The following is a 7,201-nucleotide window of genomic DNA, read 5'->3' on the forward strand; positions in this document are numbered from 1 at the left end:
TCGATCGACAATAATAACCGACGAATTAACTAGTTAATAAAACAATATATTCAGGAATCTATTTCCTAAGCATTCATACTCAAGTTTTGGAGGAGTCATGAAAAAATCATTAACGGCGCTGGCGATCAGCGCCGCACTCGTCGCACCTGCGTTTGCCACCAACGGTATGGCGCCGGTCGGTATCGGCCAAATGGCAAAAGGTATGGGCGGTGCGAGTATCGCATACCCACAGGATTCACTGCAGGGCAGTAATAACCCGGCAGGTATGGTTCACCTCGGCAACCGTATGGATGTCGGTATTGAAATCTTTATTCCGAATCGTGGTTTTTCTACTACCGAAGCAGGTTTCTATGATCCGGGCGTTGAACCTGGCTGCGAAGTTTCTTGCGGTGAGGCAACAGCACCCGCTTTAGTTGGCGATTACAATGGAAATGGAAGCGGTGCTATGGAGTCATGGTTCCCGATTCCTGAGTTTGGCTACAACCGCATGATCAACGACGACCTTTCGGTTGGTGTTTCTGTCTTCGGCAACGGCGGCATGAATACTACATACAGAACAGATCACCCGTTTTCAATTCTGCAGTCTCCCTCTTTCAACGAAATGGAAGCACCACCATGGGATGATGGTCCAAATGTAGGCATTGACCTGATGCAGCTTTTTGTTACGCCTAGCATCTCTTACAAAGTCAATGACAAACTATCTGTCGGTGCAGCATTAAACCTCATCGCAGCACGCTTTTCTGCTGATGGTATTGCAATGTTTGGCGGCTTCTCAGCCGACCCTTCCAACCTGTCCGATAATGGTAACTCTTATGCCTACGGCGCAAGCCTCAGGGTCGGAATGCAGGCCCAACTGAGTGACGCTGTCACTGTTGGTGCAACTTACCAAACAATTGGTAAGATGAGCGAATTTGATGAGTATTCAGGACTCTTTCCAGATGGCGGCACCATGGACATCCACGCAAACTGGGGTGTTGGTATTGCGATCAAGGCGACCGACAAGCTCGATATTGCCATGGACGTGATGCAGATTCTTTATGGCGGCACCAATGCAATGGGTAACAATCCGAACAGCGTTGACGTAGCAGCAGGAGGCAGTCCTGCTGCCTGCGATGATCCTGCCGACACATGTTTTGGTGACAATGATGGTCCCGGTTTTGGCTGGGGAGACCAGACTGTATACAAGCTTGGTCTTGCTTACCAGTACAGCGACGATCTGACCCTGCGTGCAGGTTACAACTATGGTGAAACCCCCGTTGATCTTACAGACTTGGGATTCGCCCTTAACACGCTTGCGCCCGGCATCACCGAACATCATGCAACATTTGGCTTTACCAAATCATTGGGTGACGGTGCCTCTATCACTGGCTCATACATCCACACCTTCAACAAAAAGCAGGATGGAACTTTATCATTGCCATCGCCTGATGGCTCATATGTAATGAATGACGGTTACCTTGAAATGTCACAGAACGCCTTCGGCATCGCATACAACAAAACTTTCTAATAACAATAATGATTATTGGCCCGCCTCGTGCGGGCCTTTTTCCCTCTGTAATTTCTCTGTTGGAGGAGAACATATGAAAAAAACACTGATTGCTGCAGCACTGATTGCTGCACCACTGACAGCAAACGCCGGCTTCATGGACGCTGACTGGGCCGCCATGGCCTGCGATGCATGGAATAACAACAGCACCCTCACCAATGAACTGGGCGGCGACTGGGCCGGCAACAACGGCGGCCGCGGCTACAAGCTGATCCTATCCTATCGCGGCAAAGACAACGATGGAGCAGCACCGTGTGGTCAGGCCTCAAGGGTTCAGATGACCATTGAAGACCAGGGCGGCAAGGCGATGTGTACCTATGGCGGTGCACCGGATGCCAAGGCGGCTGTTTTCGACAAAAGCATGGACTACGAGATGCATGCCAGCGACAAGAACTGGGCCAAAATGGGCACCGGTGAGACCGGTGCAATGGGCGCCATGATGTGGGGCAAGCTCAAGTTTAACGGCCCCAAGATGGAGGCCATGAGTGTCATGGGGCCTTTCAATACCTACCTGCAACTAGTTGACGACGTTCGTGAAGATGCAGCTGCCATCACAGCTGGTAGCTGCAACTAACCTAACGGTTAATCACAACTAAGAAAGGGGGGCATTTGCCCCCCTTTTTTATACCATGCTCTACTTCCCTACGGATTTCGGACACCAGGTCCGGATCACTGCCTGAATCCCTCCCAAGTGCAAGCACATCACGGATAGTCCACATAACCGGGAAAACCTCTTTACAACAAAAATGTTGTGCACTGATAAATATCATTGCATTTTCCATGGAGCTTTACTATATTAGCATTATCTAATTTTGTAATAGCAAATTATCCCGGCTGTTTCCTGGGAGGGAAGTGGAAATTATGTTTTGCACACACTATAGAAGCGAGATAGCTCGCAATAACAGAACACCGATAGCTGTCACCTTCGGCTGGGCACTGTTCGGCCTCGCACTTATTCTCAGCTTCAATTTCTGGCTAATCAGCCTGATAGGACTGGGACTGTTAGCATTCAATGGCTACCACCTGGTGAAAAGTGCAATCGCCATCGCATGCTGCATGCGTCAACGCAAGCGTGAGAAAAAAAGGACCGGAATCGATCCAGGCCAATGCGCAATCAACTAACATTTCGACCGGTACGGGCTTAGCACCATACCTGACGACCAATTGTCGGAGTCTTGTTCTGGACTCCGACAATTAATCTATTCTATCTGGGTAAGCCCCGCTACCCATCATCATGTATCATTAAAAAAATCCGCCGGCAATAGAGCGGAATACGGATAAATGATGATGAAAAAAACAGACACCACCGCCAGCACGACTGCGAACCAACTCCATACAGCAAAAGTACTACTCTCTTCAAAAAACTTTACCAGGGCCGAACAACTCCTGAAAGAGATTCTGCAAGTCGAGAGCAAAAACCCGGAAGCGCTCGACTTGCTTGCAAAGATTCTCTACCTGCGTGATGAAAAGAAGGCCGCAAGAAACCTGTGGAAACAATCGCTGAAATACGCAGGCCAACCCGAGGTCTTATTTTCGAATCTGCATACATTTCTGCATGTACTCCGCCAGGAGGGGAACCTCAAGGCCGCCGACAAGCATGCCTCCATGAAGCTGCCAAAATGGCCTCAAACACACGTACCTGACACGCAGGAACGGGACAGAATCATTGAGCTTGCGAATCTACTGGCCAAATCCGGACAACTGGAATCTTCACGCACCCTGCTGGAGCAGATTGCCGCAACACTTCCGGATGACGTCGAAATCATGGCCTCGATAGGCATCATCCAGATGCTGCAAGAGCAGTATGCAGAAGCACTGAAGACATTTACCACGGTCGACCGTGCAATACAGCCAAGGTCGGACCTAAGCCTGCTTGCAAGAATCTATCAGGCAGCAGCTGCACTGGACAACAAGGAACTCATGCTTACCACTGCAGAGCGCGCCACGGATGAGCACCCATTTCATAACGCCCCGAAACAGCCAGGACAATCAAAAAACATACTCCTTATTTATCCTCACCCCAACCTTTCAACCACAATCCAGGCCGACGAGCGCGGTTCACAATTCAGTGGCAACTATCCGAGCCAGTTGAGAGAGCGACTTTCAGATGAATTTCATTTCTCATCCATATTGACTGCTACAGAGACAAGCAGGAAAGCAACCGACAAACTTCCCCACCCTGACTTGATCATCAACAACGTTGTCAATGCCGAGTCACTTATTTCATTGGGTGATTTGTCGAGCCTTTGTGATTTTATTGACAGCTTTAACGCCCCAGTCATTAATCATCCACGCAACGCCATCTCTGCCAGCAGGAATCAAACAATCAAGCTGATCGACGATATTCCAAGTGTCATTGCACCTAGCACAGTCCGTTTTTCAAAAATTAATAAATCTCATGCCGACCTGGTTGATGAGATCGAGTCTCAGTTCGATTATCCCTTTATCGTCCGCACTCTTTCTGCCCAGGAAGGAAAGGGGATGTCAAAGGTTGACAACAGAGAGTCGCTGGCTCAAGCGCTGGATGAAAAACCGACTGATTTCTACGTGACTCAATTTGTCGAAAGCCGACATGAATCAGGACTTTACCGCAAGATAAGAGCCGCCGTTGTCGGCGATGAAGTCCATGTTATCCGAGTAGATCATAGCACTGAATGGAAAATCTACGGACGCACGAAAAAAGACCAAATAATGGTCAACTTCCATCAACAACGACCGGAGTTTCTTGCTGCTGAAGATCGAATTTGCACCAATCCGTATGAAGAGCTTGGACAACCTATTATGCAAGCACTTGAAGAGATCGGACGGAGAATTCCACTGGATATATTTGGTATTGATTTTGACGTTACCAGCGAAGGAAAATTTCTATTCTTTGAAACCAATGCCACAATGAATCTATTATCAACTGCAGACCCTTCTGTACCCTACTCTTTAGATGCTGAAAAACGTCTTCTTACTGCAATCAAACACTATATGCGTAGCTTAATAGAAAAGGCTTCGTAACCCTGTCATCAATCATTGTACTTTGTAATAGTTATTCAGGGCCTGTGTGCTTTATATAAAATTTCTATTTTCGCAAGAATGACGAAGATAGAGGAAACAATGCCTCACACCTGGTGCAAACGATTCATCGCCAGCGCCATATCACCTGCAATAATCGCAGGCAACTCATCAAGCGCACGATCGAGTGCGCGCTCGATCTCGATGGAATCCTCTTTCGAGGCTGGTTTGAGGACGTAATTCACGACCTGGCGCTTATCGCCCGGATGACCAATACCGACGCGCAGACGCTGGTAATCAGGCCCCAGTACCTTATGAAGGTCACGCAAGCCATTATGACCGCCGTGTCCACCGCCCGATTTGAGGCGTATCACACCTGCGTCCAGGTCGAGTTCGTCGTGAACGACCAGCACTTCTTCAGGTTTGATCTTGTAGTAATGGCACAGGGCGCCAACGGCCTGGCCACTGCGATTCATGAAAGTTGCCGGTTTCAGCAACCAGCACTCGTTGCCACCGTCAGTTATCTGCGCAGCAACACCATGAAAGCGCGACTGCTCACGGAAACTGGCATGGTATTTTGAAGCAACAGCATCAGCAAACCAGAAACCGGCATTGTGACGCGTATTGGCGTATTTTTCGCCCGGGTTGCCAAGGCCGGCAATCAGACGGATGGGGAAATTGTTACTCACAGGAGGAAAAAGCACCGGAAGCCGTATGCTTCCGGTGCATGTTCCGAATTACTCTTCGGTAGCTTCTTCATCGCCTTCAGCAGCAGCCTCTTCACCGCCTTCGACAGCTTCTTCTGGCTCCTTCTCTATGCGGGCAGCAACGATGGCAAAGATTGCCTGGTCGTGATCCTCGCCAAGTGCCAGCGCAGGAATTTCCACACCTTCAGGCAACTTGATTTCGGAGAGGTGAACAGAATCACCAATATCGAGTGTAGCTACATCGACAGAGATGTACTCAGGCAGGTCTTTCGGCAGACAGCTAACCTCGACCTCTGTGACGTGATGAGAAGCGATACCGCCAGCCTTGACACCTGGTGCAATCTCTTCGTTCTCGAAGTGCAGAGGAACAGACATCTTGAGTTTCTCGCCGGATTTGACGCGCAGCAGGTCAAGGTGCATGACAAAAGGCTTTGCCGGATGACGCTGCAGGTCCTTGAGTACAACTTTCTGCTTCTTGCCATCGACAGTGACGGTAAGAATGTGCGAATAGAAGGCTTCCTGATCGAGGTGAAGCACCAGTTCATTGTGGTTAACGGAAATCATCTCCGGCTCTTTGTCAGAACCGTAAATGATTCCAGGTACCATACCCGTGCGACGCAGGCGGCGGCTCGCACCCTTTCCTGTATCGCTGCGGGATTCCGCATTCAAATTAAAATCTACAGCCATGGTTTTCTCCCAAAATTGCTGATAAAAAACATCCTCTCTTCCCGCGACCAGAAAAGAGAGGATTCCAGTTACGAGCCTTTCGGCTCGGTTAAATCAGTCCACGAAAAGTGAACTGACAGATTCTTCGTTGCTGATGCGACGCATAGTCTCCGCCAGCAGCCCTGCAATATTCAGCTGCCGGATACGTTCACATTTACGCGCCTGCTGTGACAGTGGAATCGAATTCGTTACCACCAGTTCATCAAGTACCGACGCCTCGATATTATTAACCGCCGGTCCGGACAGCACCGCGTGCGTACAGTAGGCCAGTACCTTGGTAGCACCATGCTCCTTGAGCGCAGCAGCTGCCTTGCACAGGGTGCCGGCTGTATCGACCAGGTCATCGATCATTACACAGGTGCGCCCATCGACATCACCGATAATATTCATGACCCGCGCCTCGTTTGCGCGTGGACGACGCTTGTCGATAATCGCCAAATCAGCATCATCAAGGCGCTTTGCCAGCGCACGGGCACGTACCACGCCGCCGACATCAGGCGACACCACCATCAGGTCCGGATACTCACGCAGCCAGACATCCTGCAGCAGCACCGGTGACGCATAGACGTTATCCACCGGTATATCAAAAAAGCCCTGAATCTGGTCAGCGTGCAGGTCCATTGTCAGGACACGATCAGCGCCTGCAGCACTGATCATTTTCGCTGCCAGTCTCGCCGTAATCGGCACTCGTGCCGAACGCGGACGTCGATCCTGCCTGGCGTAACCGAAATACGGCATCACCGCGGTGATGCGTCCTGCCGATGAGAGCCTCAGGGCATCAATCATCACCAGCAGTTCCATCAGGTTGTCATTGGTTGGCTCGGAAGTCGGCTGCACGATAAAAACATCTCGTCCGCGGACATTCTCCTGGATCTCAACCATGATCTCGCCATCACTGAACTGACCTACAACCGCCTTGCCAAGTGGCTGGTTCAGATGCTGCGCGATTTTGCTCGACAGTTCCGGGTGAGCATTCCCGGCAAATACCATCATGCCACTCACAACAATCACCTCTCTCGGTTGATGTTCAAGTCAGGTACTTCTAAATATGGCTGGGGCGGCAGGACTCGAACCTGCGATGCCGGAGTCAAAGTCCGGTGCCTTAACCACTTGGCCACGCCCCAAAAAAACTTCTCTTTGAATTTCGAGTCCTGCCATTTGCAACAACTCGAAACTCGCTATCTCTACATGTTCGGGCGATTCATCCATGAAGCATCGCCCA

Annotated in this window: 7 protein-coding genes and 1 tRNA gene; 4 read left to right on the forward strand and 4 right to left on the reverse strand. The window is 50.1% G+C overall.

Annotated features, from left to right (window positions below; genetic code table 11):
- Positions 1–97: 97 nt before the first annotated feature.
- The 4 genes from BOW51_RS05525 (at position 98) to BOW51_RS05540 (ending at position 4,549) form a co-directional block, all read left to right on the forward strand.
- On the forward strand, positions 98–1,507 hold the full coding sequence (locus BOW51_RS05525) for an OmpP1/FadL family transporter (RefSeq protein WP_078476824.1): 1,410 nt from the start codon (positions 98–100) through the stop codon (positions 1,505–1,507).
- Between the two features lie 73 nt (positions 1,508–1,580).
- Positions 1,581–2,120: an SCP2 sterol-binding domain-containing protein gene (locus tag BOW51_RS05530; RefSeq protein WP_078476825.1), complete on the forward strand. Its 540-nt coding sequence runs from the start codon at positions 1,581–1,583 to the stop codon at positions 2,118–2,120.
- A gap of 287 nt (positions 2,121–2,407) precedes the next feature.
- Positions 2,408–2,668: a hypothetical protein gene (locus BOW51_RS05535; protein ID WP_078476827.1), complete on the forward strand. Its 261-nt coding sequence runs from the start codon at positions 2,408–2,410 to the stop codon at positions 2,666–2,668.
- A gap of 159 nt (positions 2,669–2,827) precedes the next feature.
- Positions 2,828–4,549, forward strand: coding sequence for a hypothetical protein (locus BOW51_RS05540; RefSeq protein ID WP_078476828.1), 1,722 nt, complete (start codon positions 2,828–2,830; stop codon positions 4,547–4,549).
- A 104-nt stretch (positions 4,550–4,653) separates the two neighbouring features.
- Here BOW51_RS05540 and pth read toward each other — a convergent pair whose 3' ends face one another.
- The 4 genes from pth to BOW51_RS05560 all read right to left on the reverse strand — a co-directional run bounded on the left by pth (position 4,654) and on the right by BOW51_RS05560 (position 7,103).
- A complete protein-coding gene (pth, locus tag BOW51_RS05545; RefSeq protein WP_135568080.1) occupies positions 4,654–5,235 on the reverse strand; it encodes an aminoacyl-tRNA hydrolase in 582 nt (193 codons plus the stop codon).
- Between the two features lie 48 nt (positions 5,236–5,283).
- The gene (locus BOW51_RS05550) at positions 5,284–5,940 is read right to left on the reverse strand and encodes a 50S ribosomal protein L25/general stress protein Ctc (RefSeq protein WP_078476829.1); all 657 of its coding nucleotides are present in this window, start codon (positions 5,938–5,940) and stop codon (positions 5,284–5,286) included.
- Positions 5,941–6,033: 93 nt separating this feature from the next.
- The gene (locus BOW51_RS05555; RefSeq protein WP_078476830.1) at positions 6,034–6,972 is read right to left on the reverse strand and encodes a ribose-phosphate diphosphokinase; all 939 of its coding nucleotides are present in this window, start codon (positions 6,970–6,972) and stop codon (positions 6,034–6,036) included.
- Between the two features lie 56 nt (positions 6,973–7,028).
- Positions 7,029–7,103 (reverse strand) — tRNA-Gln (locus BOW51_RS05560).
- Positions 7,104–7,201 lie beyond the last annotated feature (98 nt).

Source organism: Solemya elarraichensis gill symbiont, from assembly GCF_002021095.1.
Lineage (GTDB): Bacteria > Pseudomonadota > Gammaproteobacteria > Chromatiales > Chromatiaceae.